The sequence below is a fragment of the Marinobacterium sp. YM272 genome (assembly GCF_050908845.1).
Lineage (GTDB): Bacteria > Pseudomonadota > Gammaproteobacteria > Pseudomonadales > Balneatricaceae > Marinobacterium_D.
The window spans coordinates 41,038-54,047 of sequence record NZ_CP194171.1 but is presented as its reverse complement, the minus strand read 5'-3'; the positions used below and the strand labels follow the sequence as shown (position 1 = coordinate 54,047).

Annotated in this window: 16 protein-coding genes; 12 read left to right on the top strand and 4 right to left on the bottom strand. The window is 59.7% G+C overall.

Features of this window, described 5'->3' with window-relative positions:
* From moaA to ACQUQP_RS00215, 7 genes are all read left to right on the top strand, one after another.
* On the top strand, positions 1–999 hold the full coding sequence (moaA, locus tag ACQUQP_RS00245; protein ID WP_432696837.1) for a GTP 3',8-cyclase MoaA: 999 nt from the start codon (positions 1–3) through the stop codon (positions 997–999).
* 31 nt (positions 1,000–1,030) lie between these two features.
* Entirely contained in the window at positions 1,031–1,573 is a 543-nt protein-coding gene (moaB, locus tag ACQUQP_RS00240; protein ID WP_432696836.1) for a molybdenum cofactor biosynthesis protein B, read from the top strand.
* Positions 1,570–2,781 (top strand): molybdopterin molybdotransferase MoeA, encoded by a 1,212-nt coding sequence (locus ACQUQP_RS00235; RefSeq protein WP_432696835.1) that lies wholly within the window; start codon positions 1,570–1,572, stop codon positions 2,779–2,781. The genes moaB and ACQUQP_RS00235 overlap by 4 nt, the downstream gene beginning before the upstream one ends.
* Before the next feature lie 84 nt (positions 2,782–2,865).
* Positions 2,866–3,987 (top strand): 1-acyl-sn-glycerol-3-phosphate acyltransferase, encoded by a 1,122-nt coding sequence (locus tag ACQUQP_RS00230; RefSeq protein ID WP_432696834.1) that lies wholly within the window; start codon positions 2,866–2,868, stop codon positions 3,985–3,987.
* Positions 3,984–4,466 carry a cyclic pyranopterin monophosphate synthase MoaC gene (gene moaC, locus ACQUQP_RS00225; RefSeq protein WP_432696833.1) on the top strand — a complete coding sequence of 161 codons (483 nt, stop codon included), beginning with the start codon at positions 3,984–3,986 and terminating at the stop codon, positions 4,464–4,466. The genes ACQUQP_RS00230 and moaC overlap by 4 nt, the downstream gene beginning before the upstream one ends.
* Positions 4,466–4,717 (top strand): molybdopterin converting factor subunit 1, encoded by a 252-nt coding sequence (moaD, locus tag ACQUQP_RS00220; RefSeq protein ID WP_432696832.1) that lies wholly within the window; start codon positions 4,466–4,468, stop codon positions 4,715–4,717. Before moaC ends, moaD begins: the two co-directional genes overlap by 1 nt.
* 6 nt (positions 4,718–4,723) lie before the next feature.
* Complete coding sequence (locus ACQUQP_RS00215; protein WP_432696831.1) at positions 4,724–5,461, top strand: lysophospholipid acyltransferase family protein; 738 nt, start codon at positions 4,724–4,726, stop codon at positions 5,459–5,461.
* Positions 5,462–5,531: 70 nt separating this feature from the next.
* Here ACQUQP_RS00215 and fabB read toward each other — a convergent pair whose 3' ends face one another.
* Both fabB and fabA read right to left on the bottom strand, forming a co-directional pair.
* Entirely contained in the window at positions 5,532–6,749 is a 1,218-nt protein-coding gene (gene fabB / locus ACQUQP_RS00210) for a beta-ketoacyl-ACP synthase I (RefSeq protein ID WP_432696830.1), read from the bottom strand.
* Positions 6,750–6,854: 105 nt separating this feature from the next.
* Positions 6,855–7,370, bottom strand: coding sequence for a 3-hydroxyacyl-[acyl-carrier-protein] dehydratase FabA (fabA, locus tag ACQUQP_RS00205; RefSeq protein WP_432696829.1), 516 nt, complete (start codon positions 7,368–7,370; stop codon positions 6,855–6,857).
* A 163-nt stretch (positions 7,371–7,533) separates the two neighbouring features.
* On the opposite strand from fabA, the gene ACQUQP_RS00200 reads away from it, so the two are divergent.
* A complete protein-coding gene (locus ACQUQP_RS00200) occupies positions 7,534–8,166 on the top strand; it encodes a thiopurine S-methyltransferase (RefSeq protein ID WP_432696828.1) in 633 nt (210 codons plus the stop codon).
* Between the two features lie 159 nt (positions 8,167–8,325).
* On the opposite strand, the gene ispB is transcribed toward ACQUQP_RS00200, so the two are convergent.
* Positions 8,326–9,294 (bottom strand): octaprenyl diphosphate synthase, encoded by a 969-nt coding sequence (ispB, locus tag ACQUQP_RS00195; RefSeq protein WP_432698732.1) that lies wholly within the window; start codon positions 9,292–9,294, stop codon positions 8,326–8,328.
* 258 nt (positions 9,295–9,552) lie between these two features.
* Between ispB and rplU the strand changes: the two genes are divergently transcribed.
* The 4 genes from rplU (at position 9,553) to proB (ending at position 12,595) form a co-directional block, all read left to right on the top strand.
* Positions 9,553–9,864 carry a 50S ribosomal protein L21 gene (gene rplU, locus ACQUQP_RS00190; protein WP_432696827.1) on the top strand — a complete coding sequence of 104 codons (312 nt, stop codon included), beginning with the start codon at positions 9,553–9,555 and terminating at the stop codon, positions 9,862–9,864.
* A gap of 18 nt (positions 9,865–9,882) precedes the next feature.
* Positions 9,883–10,140, top strand: coding sequence for a 50S ribosomal protein L27 (gene rpmA / locus ACQUQP_RS00185; RefSeq protein ID WP_432696826.1), 258 nt, complete (start codon positions 9,883–9,885; stop codon positions 10,138–10,140).
* A gap of 96 nt (positions 10,141–10,236) precedes the next feature.
* On the top strand, positions 10,237–11,442 hold the full coding sequence (gene cgtA, locus ACQUQP_RS00180) for an Obg family GTPase CgtA (protein WP_432696825.1): 1,206 nt from the start codon (positions 10,237–10,239) through the stop codon (positions 11,440–11,442).
* A gap of 28 nt (positions 11,443–11,470) precedes the next feature.
* Positions 11,471–12,595, top strand: coding sequence for a glutamate 5-kinase (gene proB, locus ACQUQP_RS00175; RefSeq protein WP_432696824.1), 1,125 nt, complete (start codon positions 11,471–11,473; stop codon positions 12,593–12,595).
* A gap of 139 nt (positions 12,596–12,734) precedes the next feature.
* On the opposite strand, the gene rpsT is transcribed toward proB, so the two are convergent.
* Positions 12,735–12,998, bottom strand: coding sequence for a 30S ribosomal protein S20 (gene rpsT, locus ACQUQP_RS00170; protein ID WP_432696823.1), 264 nt, complete (start codon positions 12,996–12,998; stop codon positions 12,735–12,737).
* Between the last annotated feature and the right edge of the window lie 12 nt (positions 12,999–13,010).

The following is a 13,010-nucleotide window of genomic DNA, read 5'->3' as shown; positions in this document are numbered from 1 at the left end:
ATGAGTGTTAAGGGTCCTGCGCCGCTGATCGACCGTTTCGGACGACAGGTCACCTATCTGCGGATGTCCGTCACCGACCGGTGCGATTTCCGCTGCGTTTACTGCATGTCCGAGAAGATGGAGTTCCTGCCCCGCTCCGAAGTGCTGTCGCTGGAAGAACTCTACGATATCGGTGAGACCTTTGTGCGCCTGGGCGTCAACAAGATCCGTCTGACCGGCGGAGAGCCGCTGGTACGGCGCGATATTCTTTCGCTGATCGAGCGGCTCGGACGTCTGCCGGTGGAGCTGGTGATGACCACCAACGGTTCACAGCTGCCGCACATGGCCCAGGACCTGGTACGCGCCGGTGTACAGCGGCTCAATATCAGTCTCGACTCCCTCAATGCCGACAAGTTTTCAGAGCTGACCCGCACCGGCAAGCTCGACAAGGTGCTGGCCGGTATCGACGCAGCCCGTGGCGCCGGTTTCAAGCGTATCAAACTCAATGCGGTGGTACTTAAGGGGCGCAACGATGACGAGGTACTCGATCTGGTCGAGTTTGCCCGCCGCAGCGGTCTGGATATCAGTTTTATCGAAGAGATGCCGCTGGGTCAGATCAGCGAGCACGGTCGTGCTGAGGCCTACTGCTCGAGCGATGAGCTGCGCGAATTGATCAGCAGCCGCTATCCGCTGATGAACAGCACCGAAGATACCGGTGGTCCGTCGCGTTATTACCGTATGGCGGACTCTGCGTCCCGTATCGGCTTTATCTCCCCGCACAGCCATAATTTCTGCGGCGACTGTAACCGCGTGCGCCTCACCGTCGAGGGTATGCTGCTGCTCTGTCTCGGCAACGAACACTCCATGGATCTGCGCGAGATCGTGCGTAACCATCCCGGCGATAGTGAAGCACTGGAAGCGGCCCTGCGTCAGGCGATGGAGATCAAGCCGGAGAAACACGAATTCAATCTTGATGAAGAGCCGCAGATTCTGCGGTTTATGAATATGACCGGCGGCTGAGTACCGCCGTCTGCCGGTAACAGGAGATTCCATGTCCCACAGCGCCGAAAAAGCGTTCCTTCCCCTGGATATCGCGGTCCTGACCGTATCCGATACACGCACTTCAGAGAACGATACCTCCGGTGACCTGCTGGCCGAGCGGGTTGAATCCGCAGGGCATCGTCTTGCAGACCGGGCCCTTATTGCCGACGACATCTATCGGCTGCGGGCGCGGGTGTCACAGTGGATCGCCGATCCGGAGATTCAGGTGGTCGTGCTTACCGGCGGTACCGGCTTTTCTCACCGGGATTCCACACCGGAAGCGATAGCCCCGCTGCTGGATAAAGAGGTAGAGGGCTTTGGTGAGCTGTTCCGCCACATCTCCTGGGAGGAGATCGGCAGCTCCACCGTTCAATCCCGCGCCCTGGCCGGGCTGGCCAACGGAACCCTGATCTTCTGCCTGCCGGGATCCACCGGTGCCTGTCGCACAGGCTGGGACCGGATCATCGCCGAGCAACTGGATAGCCGTCACCGCCCCTGCAATTTTGTCGATACCCTGATGCGTGCCCGGGAACAGCGCAGGGCGCTGTCATGAGCTGCAGCCAGCCTGGCCTGATATCGCTTGATGTCGCCCTCGCCGACCTGTTGTCACGGATACAGTGCCTCGCTGAGGTGGAGTACTGCCCGTTGGCGGATGCTGTTGGCCGTGTACTGGCGGAGCCGATCGAGGCGGGCGTAGACGTTCCCCCGGCTGATAACAGCGCGATGGATGGCTATGCCGTGCGGCTGGCCGATCTGCAGCGCGGTGAAGCGCTGCCGGTGAGTCAGCGTATAGCGGCCGGTGCCGCACCTGGGCCGCTTGAGCCGGGCACCGCCGCGCGTATTTTTACCGGCGCAGAGATTCCCGCAGGGGCCGACACGGTGGTGATGCAGGAGCAGACAGAGTCTGTTGGTGACAGGGTTATGTTCACCGCTTCCGCCTCAGCAGGGCAGAATATCCGGCGTGCCGGACAGGATATACAGAAGGGCCGAGAGGTACTGGCGGCGGGCAGCCGCCTGACACCGGTGGCTCTGGGTGTACTCGCCTCGGTAGGCATCGTAGAGGTAGCGGTCTACCATCCGCTGCGGGTGGCTATCTTATCCACAGGCAGTGAGCTGGTGCAGCCGGGGCAGCTACTGGCGCCGGGGCAGATCTACAACTCCAATCTTTACCTGTTGCAGGGGCTGATCGCCGAACTCGGCATGGAAAGAGTGGATCTGGGCGCGGTGGTCGATACGCTGCCAGCCACCGAAGCGGCACTCAGCCGTGCAGCCGCCGAGGCCGACTTTATCCTCACCACCGGCGGTGTATCCGTGGGGGAGGAGGATCACGTCAAGGCGGCGATTGAGAAGCTTGGCCAGCTGGACCTGTGGAAGGTCAATATCAAGCCGGGTAAGCCCTTTGCCGCTGGCCGTGTCGGTGATACCCCGCTCTGCGCCCTGCCCGGTAACCCGGGCTCGGCGTTGATTACCTTTGCGTTGCTGGCGTTGCCCTGTCTGCGCAAGGCGCAGGGGGAGCAGGTCTCCGAGCCGGTTTCGTTTCCGGTGTCTGCGGGCTTCAGCCGCAGTCGGACGCAGAGTCGTGACGAGTATCTGCGTGTCGAGTGCGATGCCGAGGGTGTCGTGCGTCCCTACAACAACCAGAGTTCGGGCATGCTGGCGTCATTGCTCTACAGCAACGGCCTGGCACGGGTGCCAGCGGGTACTCTGGTTGAAGAGGGTCAGGCACTGAGATTCTACCCGTTGACCTCTTTGCTGCGCTGATTTTCCGCCGATGCATGAAAAACGGCGAATTGTTGGCTAAAATGTGCGCCCATTTGACGCGAAGTTCGAGGTTAATGCCGGCGCATGAGTGAACAAGATCTGGTGAACGATCCCTATCAGGCGATTCGCCCCTATCGTGATGACGAAGTGGGCGAGGTGCTTACCGGCCTGATATATAACGACGAGTTCGTTCGCGCCATCACCCATTACCAGTTTCCCCGGCTGTCCGAGTGGATGGGCTGGGTGCTGCGTCCGATCGTCCGGATCGCGCTGGCGGCGCGTATCGGCGATGTGTCTGACGTACATGATTTCCAGAAGCTGGTCGCTGATTACATGGCGAAGATGATTTCGCGCACCACCACCCGGATGACCTGCTCCGGTATCGAGCAGTTCGACGATGAGGAGGCCTACCTGTTTGTCTCCAACCACCGGGATATCGCCATGGACCCTGCGTTTGTGAACTGGGTGCGTTACCAGTACGGCATGAGCACGGTACGCATTGCGATCGGCGATAACCTGCTGCGCAAGCCCTATGTGTCCGACCTGATGCGTCTTAACAAGAGCTTTATCGTCAACCGTTCCGCCCGTGGTCGCGAAATGATGACGGCTCTGACCCAGCTCTCCAGCTATATCGACCACAGTATCCAGAATGGCCACTCGATCTGGATCGCCCAGCGCGAAGGCCGGGCCAAGGATGGTAACGACCGCACCGATCCGGCACTGCTGAAGATGTTCTACATGTCGCAGCGCAAGCAGCGCAGCTTTTCGGAAGCGGTGGAGCGGCTCAATATCGTGCCGGTATCGATCTCCTACGAATACGATCCCTGTGATGCCAGCAAAGCGCGCGAGCTGGCGGCGAAGGCGACCTCTGGTGCTTATGAAAAGCAGGAGTTCGAGGATATCGACAGCATCGTCAAGGGTATCACCGGTAACAAGGGCCATGTCCACGTCGCCTTTGGCTCGCCGATCCGTGGCCAGTTCGATACGCCGGAGGATCTGGCGCTGGAGATCGACCGGCAGATCTACCTGAACTATCACCTGCATCCGTCCAACCTGGCCGCCGCCGGCGAAGAGGTTTCAGCGGAAGATCAGGCGCAGTTCGATTCTCACCTTGCCCAGGTCGAAGAGGGGCCAGAGCGGGAAATCATGAAACAGATGTACGCTAATCCGGTATTCAACCGCCGCCGCATGGAGGGCAACCTGTGAGTAAACTGACCCACCTAGATGCCGAAGGCCGGGCCTCCATGGTCGATGTCTCCGACAAGGCGGTGACCTCCCGCGAGGCGGTTGCCCAGGGCCGGGTGCGGATGCAGCCGGAGACGCTGCGGCTGATCATCGAGGGCGGCCACAAGAAGGGCGATGTACTCACCGTGGCACGTATCGCCGGCATTCAGGCGGCCAAGCGCACCCATGAACTGATCCCGCTCTGCCATCCGCTGATGCTTACCGGCATCAAGGTTGAACTGAGCACCAACGAGGCCGACTGCTGCGTCGATATCGAGGCGCGATGCAAGGTCAGTGGACAGACCGGTGTGGAGATGGAAGCGCTGACGGCCGCCTCCGTGGCGGCCCTGACCATCTATGACATGTGCAAGGCCGTGGATCGTGGCATGGAGATCGAGGGCGTGCGGCTGGTCGAAAAAAGCGGCGGTAAAAGCGGCCACTGGTCGCGTGGAGACGAGTGATGAAATTGGTTTATTTTGCCAGTGTGCGCGAGCAGCTTGGCGCTGATACGGAAACCCTGGACCTGCCAGCCGGTGTGACCACTGTTGCCGGGTTGGTCGAGTGGTTGAGTGCGGAAAGAGGTGAGCCCTGGAGCAGTGTACTCGGCAATGCCCGCCTGCTCTGCGCGGTGAACCAGGAGATGTGCGGGCTCGATACCGCTATCGCTCAGGCCGATGAGGTCGCGTTTTTCCCACCGGTAACGGGGGGCTGAGGCGAGATGGCGAAACGCTCAACCTTCCTGCCGGCCCTGCGTTCCGGGCTTTACTACCTGCTGATGTACCCGGTCACCATTATCTATGCAATTTTCTGCCTGATCGTCGGCCCCCTGTTGCCTTTCCGTGCCCGCTTTGCCGTGCTCAGCAGCATCAACTACTTCTATATCGCCTGGCTGCGGATCAGCTGCGGGGTAAAGGTTGATGTGCAGGGGCGTGAAAATCTGCCCAAAGGCCAGGCGTTCGTCGTTGTTGCCAACCACCAGAGCGAGTGGGAAACGCTGTACCTGCAGCTGCTGGTGCGGCCCCAGGTGGTGGTGCTCAAGCGCGAGCTTCTGAAAATCCCCTTTTTCGGCTGGGCGCTGGCGCTGTTGAAGCCGATCGCACTGGATCGCTCCGAACGCCGCGGTGCGCTGAAACAACTGCTGCAGCAGGGTGTGGCGCGTTTGCAGGAGGGCATACCGGTGCTGATCTTTCCGCAGGGTACGCGGCTGCCGGTGGGCAAACTTGGCCGTATGAACAAGGGGGGCTCGATGCTCGCCTGCAAAGCGGGTGTGCCTGTTGTGCCTCTGGTGCACAACGCCGGTGTTTTCTGGCCGGGTAAATCCTTCGTCAAGTACCCGGGCACGGTGCAGGTGCGGGTCGGTAAGCCGGTTCCGGTGGAAGGGCGTTCCGTGGATGAAGTACAGAAGGACGCCAGCGAGTGGATGGAGCAGCAGATGCGCGAGATCGGCGCAATCTGAACTTGCTGGCTGATCGCTGATACAAAAAAACCGTCCAGATGGACGGTTTTTTTAGGTCTGCAGACTGCTATCAGTCTTTGTACTTCTGGAACACCAGGGTGGAGTTGGTGCCGCCGAAGCCGAAGCTGTTGGACATGACGCGCTCCAGGTTAACGCCGTCCTGACGTACGGTAACCACGGGCAGACCCTGAGCTTCCGGATCCAGCTCCTCGATATTGGCCGAGGCGCAGATAAAGTCGTTCTGCTGCATCAACAGGCTGTAGATCGCCTCCTGTGCACCGGTTGCGCCCAGGGAGTGACCGGTCAGCGACTTGGTGGAGCTCACTTTTGGCATATCATCGCCAAAGGTGGTCTTCATCGCTTTCAGCTCCTGGATATCGCCGGCCGGCGTAGAGGTGCCGTGGGAGTTGATGTAGTCGATCGTGCCGTCCACGGTGGACATCGCCTGCTGCATGCAGCGTACCGCGCCTTCACCGGACGGGGCGACCATGTCGTAGCCGTCGGAGGTAGCGCCGTAGCCCACCAGCTCGGCGTAGATCTTGGCACCACGCGCCTTGGCGTGCTCGAGTTCCTCGAGTACCAGCATGCCGGCACCACCGGCGATGACGAAGCCGTCGCGGTTGGCGTCGTAAGCGCGGGAGGCTTTCTCCGGCGTATCGTTGTACTTGCTGGACAGGGCGCCCATGGCGTCGAACATGCAGGTCAGCGACCAGTGCAGCTCTTCACCGCCACCGGCAAAGACCACGTCCTGTTTGCCCAGCTGGATCTGCTCCATGGCGTTACCGATGCAGTGTGCGCTGGTGGCACAGGCAGAGGTGATGGAGTAGTTGATACCCTTGATCTTGAACGGGGTCGCCAGGCATGCGGATACGGTGGAACCCATGGTGCGGGTTACGCGGTACGGGCCGATGCGGCGAACGCCTTTCTCGCGAAGCACGTCGGCGGCTTCAACGATGTCGGCGGATGATGCGCCGCCTGAGCCGGCAATCAGGCCGGTACGGACGTTGGATACCTGGTCTTCGCTCAGGCCGGAGTCTTTGACCGCCTGGTCCATGGCAACGTAGGCGTATGCCGCTGCGTTACCCATGAAACGGCGCAGCTTGCGATCGATCAGTGAGTCGAGATCGATGTCCACGCTGCCCGCGACCTGGCTGCGAAAACCAAGTTCCGCATATTCCGGCTGGTATTTGATGCCGGAGCGGCCCTGTTTCAGCGATTCCAGAACCGTTTCCTTGTCATTACCCAGACAGGAAACGATCCCCATTCCGGTCACTACGACACGTCGCATGTGTAGCCTCTCTAAATTTGTCGAGTTCTGTTAATTGGGTTCGCAGTGCTCCCTGGCCGTCAACGCTGGCCGTTACTTATTGGAGCAGACTCTGCGCAAATAGGTTCAGAAGCTGTCGGTGCTTTTGAACAGTCCAACCCGCAGATCCTTTGCAGTGTAGATCTCCCGGCCGTCAACCGACAGTGAACCGTCAGCGATGCCCATGACCAGCTTGCGCTCGATCACACGTTTGAGATGGATGTGGTAGGTCACCTTGCTCGCGGTTGGCAGAACCTGGCCGGTGAATTTGACCTCGCCGGAACCGAGCGCGCGGCCGCGGCCTTCGTTACCACGCCAGCCGAGGAAGAAGCCAACCAGCTGCCACATGGCGTCGAGTCCCAGGCAGCCAGGCATCACCGGGTCACCGGGGAAATGGCAGTCGAAGAACCAGAGGTCGGGCCGGATATCCAGCTCGGCAATGATCTCGCCTTTGCCGTACTGACCGCCCTCGGCACTGATCCGAGTGATGCGGTCCATCATCAGCATGTTGTCGACTGGCAGCTGGGCGTTGCCCGGGCCAAACATCTCGCCGTGACCGCACTTGAGCAGGTCTTCGCGTTCAAAGGAAGAAGGTCTAGTCATGAGAAAACTGTTTATCCACATCCAATTTGTTCAGAATAGCGGCATATTATAGCGGTTAGCAGCTTGTGAGGCACGAGCTGTGTCAGCTAATTTCCATGGAGAGGTCGCGATTCGGCACATTACCTCCGTTTGTTCATATGGTTGGCAGGTGGGATAAATAAAAATGGAACATGATTTCTGGCATCAGCGCTGGCAGGAAAACCGCATCGGCTTCCATCAGGCAGAGATAAACCCCTGGCTGCAGAAGTACTGGTCGAAGCTGCGCTTCGAACCGGGCTGTCGGGTGTTGGTGCCGCTGTGCGGCAAGTCAAAGGATATGCTTTGGCTGCGTGAGCAGGGGCACGAAGTGCTCGGGGTGGAGTTGAGTGATATCGCCTGCCGCGATTTCTTTTATGAGCAGGGGTTGGACGTCGCTGCCGTGACGGTGGATACCTATCACCGGCGTGAGCGCGATGGCATCGTGTTGCTGACCGCCGACCTGTTTGCGCTGCCCTGGGAGAGCTTTCGTGGCGTCGGTGCCGTATATGACCGGGCGGCCCTGATCGCGCTGCCGCCAGAGATGCGCAGGCGCTATGCCGAGCGGCTGGCGCAACGAATAGCGTCCGGTGTGGAGATGCTGCTGGTGTCTCTGGAGTTTGGCGGCGACGCTGGCCCGCCGTTCGCGGTACCGGAAAACGAGATCCGCGAGCTGTTTGAGCCGGCGTTCACGGTGATTCGCCTGGCTGACGCGGAGGCGGAGAAAAGCCGCAGTGGCGAAACCGTTCGCGAAGTTGCTTACCTGCTGCATCGCCAGTAGTAAGGCACGCACCCAAAGGGCATAACAACCCCGTGTCGATTGAATCTGGCATGGCGGTGATTCAAAACACCGGCGGTTGATCGCGGCGAGGGCGTCGCTCCTGCGTGAAACGAACCCGGTAGGGCGCGCGCGCGCGCCGATAGGAGGCCCGAAAGCGGCTCAGCTGGTGCGCTGAACCGCCATGCCCGCGATCTGCTCAAGGGTCTCGCGGAAGCTGGTTGCCGGCAGGCTTTGCAGTGCCGCTAGTGCCAGATCAACCTGCTCCTGGGCTTTCTGACGGGTGTAATCGATAGCGCCGGTGTTGCGGACGATCTCAAGGATCGGCGTCAGGTCATCGAGGCCGCCCTGGCGGATCGCCTCACGTACCTGTTTGCGTTCCTCTTCGCTGCCGCTACGCATGGCGTGGATCAGCGGTAGCGTCGCCTTGCCTTCGGCCAGATCGTCACCGACGTTCTTGCCCATCTCTTCGCTGCTGGAGAGGTAATCCATCACATCGTCGACCAGCTGGAAGGCGATGCCGAGGTGGCGGCCGTACAGGCGCAGCGCCTCGCGTGATTTCTCGTCGCTGCCCGCCAGAATCGCACCGCACTCGGTGGCGGCTTCGAACAGCATGGCGGTCTTACCGAGAATCACGTTCATGTAGGACTCTTCGGTGGTGTCCGGATTGCGCTGGTTCAGCAGCTGCAGCACTTCGCCCTCGGCGATGACGGTGGTGGCGTTGGAAATCACCTCCATGATCGCCATTTCGCCGATCTCGACCATGATCTGGAAGGAGCGCGAGTAGAGGAAATCACCCACCAGTACACTGGGCGCGTTGCCCCATTTCGCGTTGGCGGTGGCGTTGCCGCGTCGCAGTTCGGAGTTGTCCACCACGTCGTCGTGCAGCAGAGTCGCGGTATGGATGAATTCGATCACTGCGGCCAGCGGGATATGCTCTTTACCCTCGTAGCCACAGGCGTTGGCAGCCAGCAGCACCAGTAGAGGGCGCAGGCGTTTGCCGCCGCTCTCCACGATGTAGTGGCCGATATTCTCTACCAGGGGAACGTTGGAGCCGAGGTGGTTGAGAATATACTCGGTTACCGCATCAAACTGCGGTTCAATCAACGGGTTAAGCTGGTGTGGCTGCATGGATATAGGCATAAATGTCGACAAAATAGTTCGCGGAATGCTAGGGAGAAGCCCAGGACCTGTCAAGAAATGAGCAATATGGCGGGTTTAGGCGCTGTTTTTCCTTGAGCGGGCTGGGGTGTTTGTGTAAAATTGCGCGCCCTGAGCCTGTCCATCTTTGCTCCCTACCATAGGGTGTCGTGGTTTCCACGCGGAGCTGGTCCCTTAGAAGTAGGTTTGTGTCCTAGTAGCCGGGCAGGCATAACACTGGAGAAAAACATGTTTGCAGTTATTGTTAGCGGTGGTAAGCAGTACCGCGTACAGGAAGGCCAGACGCTGAAGCTGGAAAAGCTGGCAGCTGAAGCTGGTTCCAACGTTGAATTCGATCGTGTGCTGCTGGTCGGCAACGGCGACGACGTTAAAGTCGGCGCGCCGGTTGTTGAAGGTGCCAAGGTTGCGGCTGAAGTCGTTTCCCACGGCCGCGGCGAGAAAGTGAACATCATCAAGTTCCGTCGTCGTAAGCACCACATGAAGCGTCAGGGCCACCGTCAGTGGTTCACTGAGGTTAAAATCACTGGTATCAGTGGCTAATCAGACAGGAGATTTATAATGGCTCATAAGAAGGCTGGTGGTTCAACGCGTAACGGACGCGACTCACAGTCCAAGCGTCTGGGTGTCAAGCGTTTCGGTGGTCAGAACGTTATCGCTGGTAACATCCTGATTCGTCAGCGCGGTACCAAGTTCCACGCTGGTGAAAACGTTGGTGTTGGTAAAGACTTCACCCTGTTCGCCAAGGCGGACGGTGTGGTCAAGTTCGAGGTTAAAGGCCCGAACAACCGTAAGTACGTCAGCGTGGTTTCTGCCTAAGCGGCACGCTGAAGTTGAAAAAAGCTCCGCTAAGGCGGGGCTTTTTTTGTTTTTAAGCCGGTTGTTCCGGCGTTTAACTCTTTCGGGAGGTAACAGATGAAATTTGTCGATGAGGCGATCATCACGGTTGAGGCCGGGAAAGGCGGCAACGGTTGCATGAGCTTCCGGCGCGAAAAGTTTATCCCGAAAGGGGGGCCGGATGGCGGTGATGGCGGTGATGGCGGTTCGATCTTCGTCGAGGCCGATGAGGGCCTGAATACGCTGATCGATTACCGCTACACCCGCCAATACAAAGCGCAAAATGGTGAGCAGGGCAGCGGTCGTAACTGCACCGGTGCCAAGGGCGAGGATATGGTCCTCAAACTGCCCGTGGGTACCACCGTTGTTGATGTGGATACCGATGAGGTGCTGGCGGATCTGACCCAGATTGGTCAGGTCGAAAAGATCTGTCAGGGCGGTTTCCATGGTCTCGGTAATACCCGCTATAAGAGCAGTGTGAACCGCGCGCCGCGCCAGACAACCAATGGTACGCCGGGCGAGCTGCGTCATGTCCGTCTCGAGCTGAAAGTGATTGCCGATGTGGGCCTGCTGGGTCTGCCCAATGCCGGTAAATCGACACTGATTCGCTCTATTTCAGCGGCCAAGCCCAAGGTGGCGGACTATCCGTTCACCACGCTGGTGCCGAACCTCGGGGTTGTGCGTACAGCGGCGCATCGCAGTTTTGTGGTGGCCGATATTCCCGGAATCATCGAAGGCGCGGCCGAAGGGGCCGGTCTTGGTATCCGTTTCCTTAAGCATCTGGCGCGCAACCGCGTGCTGCTGCATCTGGTGGATATGGCGCCCTGGGATGAGAAAACCCCAGCCGAGGCGGCGGTTACCGCTGTGGCTGAGCTGGAAAAGTTCAGCCCGACGCTGGCGCAGCAGCCGCGCTGGCTGGTGTTGAACAAGCTGGATCTGTTGCCGGAAGAGGAGCGCGAGGCGGCCTGTCAGGCGGTGCTTGATGCGCTGGAGTGGGAGGCGCCGGTTTACCGTATTTCCGCGCTCAACAAAGAGGGCCTCAAGGAGCTTGTGCATAACCTGCAGGACTTCCTTGATGAGCGTGCTGCGGCCGTCGCGGAAAATCCGGAGCTGCTGGAGCAGGAGCGGGAAGTTCGCGCAATCATCGATCAGGAAGCCCGGGAGAATCTGGAGCGCCTGAAAGAGGAGAGGCGCGCACGTCGCCAGGCTGCAAAAGATGGTCTGGATGACGACGATGATTTCGACGACGACGATTATGATGTAGATGTTGAGTGGGTGCGCTAGGCCCTGCTTTGGCATTAGGGAGACACAGGTGGTAACGGGTCGTAAGGGGTTGGCTCACAAGGGCCGTTGGGTTGTTAAGATTGGTAGTGCGCTGCTGACCAACGATGGTCGCGGTCTGGACCTGGAGGCGATCTCCGACTGGGTGGACCAGGTGGCCGAGCTGCGTGCTCAGGGTGTCGAAGTGGTACTGGTCTCCTCCGGTTCCATTGCCGAGGGGATGAAGCGTCTGGGCTGGGATACCCGCCCGGGCGAGGTCTATCGCCAGCAGGCGGCGGCTGCGGTTGGGCAGATGGGGCTGGTAAAAGCGTACGAATCCAGCTTTGCCCGTCACGGTCTGCACACCGCCCAGGTGTTGCTGACCCATGATGACCTGTCGAACCGCAAGCGCTACCTGAATGCCCGCTCCACGCTGAAGGCGCTGATCGAGCTGGGTGTCATCGCGGTGGTCAACGAGAACGACACCGTTGTCACCAGCGAGATCCGCTTTGGCGACAACGATACCCTGGGTGCTCTGGTGGCGAATGCCATCGAGGCTGATGCATTGATTCTGCTGACCGACCAGGAAGGTCTCTACGAATCGGACCCGCGCTCCAATCCCGATGCACCGTTCGTGCATGAGGCGCGTGCGGATGATGATCGTCTGATTGCCATGGCCGGTGGTGGTGGCAAGCTGGGACGCGGTGGTATGGCCACCAAGGTGCGTGCAGCGCGCCTGGCGGCGCGTTCTGGCGCGCAGACGGTGATCGCCAGCGGGCGTGAAAAGAATATCCTGCTGCGCCTGTTTGCCGGGGAGTCGCTCGGCACGCTTCTGGTACCGAACAAAGAGCCTGTGGCGGCGCGTAAGCAGTGGATTGCAGGTCATCTTCAGGCCCGTGGCACGCTGGTGCTGGATGCCGGAGCGGTGAGAGCGCTGGTCTCGGGCGGCAAGAGTCTTCTGCCGGCGGGTGTCAAATCGGTGACGGGAGATTTTTCCCGGGGCGAGATGGTGCTGATGCAGGACGAGGCGGGGGCGATAGTCGCGCGTGGCCTGGTCAATTACGGTGCCGACGATGCCCGTCGCATCATGGGTCTTCCGAGTCGTGAGATTGTGGATATCCTGGGGTTTGTCGGCGACCCTGAACTTGTCCACAGGGATAATCTGGTGTTGGCCTGACAGGGCTGCAATTCAATCTGGTAATTGGAAGGGTGGGTCTCGTGCGAGGTCTGCCCTTTTTATTGGGCGTTGTAAGTGTGAATTTCAGGCACAAAAAAACCGGCGGCTGCCGGTTCTTTTGGAGCTTCGATCAGGCGGCTTATGCCATTGCCTTGATCTTGGCGTTCAGGCGGCTCTTGGTGCGAGCAACCTTGTTCTTCTTGAAGATGCCCTTGTTGACAGCGCTGTCGAGCAGCGGCTGGGCAGTCTTGAAAGCGTCCTGGGCAGCAGCCTGGTCACCGCTTGCGATGGCTTTCAGAACTTTCTTGAAGTAAGTGCGCACCATGGAGCGAAGGCTAGCGTTGTGTTTACGACGCGTCTCCGCCTGGCGAGCGCGTTTACGGGATCCTGCGGAATTCGCCACGATCGGCTCCTT